This is a genomic window from Actinospica durhamensis, from assembly GCF_018139695.1.
In the GTDB taxonomy this organism is placed as follows: Bacteria; Actinomycetota; Actinomycetes; order Streptomycetales; family Catenulisporaceae; genus Actinospica; species Actinospica durhamensis.
The window spans coordinates 1-411 of the sequence record NZ_JAGSOG010000825.1; the positions used below are offsets into that span (position 1 = coordinate 1).

Consider the following 411-nt stretch of genomic DNA (forward strand, 5'->3'; position numbering starts at 1 on the left):
TCCCAGCTCGTCGTGGAGAAGCTGGCCCGGCGGATCGTCGGCTGGGACCTGCCGCGCGGCATGCGGGCGGAGAGCTACCCCCGGGACGCGCCCCGCGGTCCGGTGGTCGCCGTCGCCAACGAGTTCTCCGGCTCCGACGGCGACATCGTCAACGCGGCGATCCGGGCGCTCGGCATCGGCCCGGTGGTCGGCACCCGCACCTGGGGCGGTGTGATCGGCATCGACAGCCGCTATCGCCTGGTCGACGGCACCCTCGTCACCCAGCCCAAGTACGCCTTCTGGCTGGAGGGGTACGGCTGGGGCGTGGAGAACCACGGCGTCGACCCCGACGTGGAGGTGGTGCAGCGGCCGCAGGACCACGCGGCGGGCCGGGACGTGCAACTGGACGAGGCGGTCCGCATCGCCCTGGAG

At 73.5% G+C, this 411-nt stretch carries 1 protein-coding gene; it reads left to right on the forward strand.

The window, feature by feature from the left end; translation table 11 throughout:
• On the forward strand, window positions 1-411 hold a 411-nt coding region (locus KDL01_RS42405), incomplete at both ends, for a S41 family peptidase (RefSeq protein ID WP_212534337.1).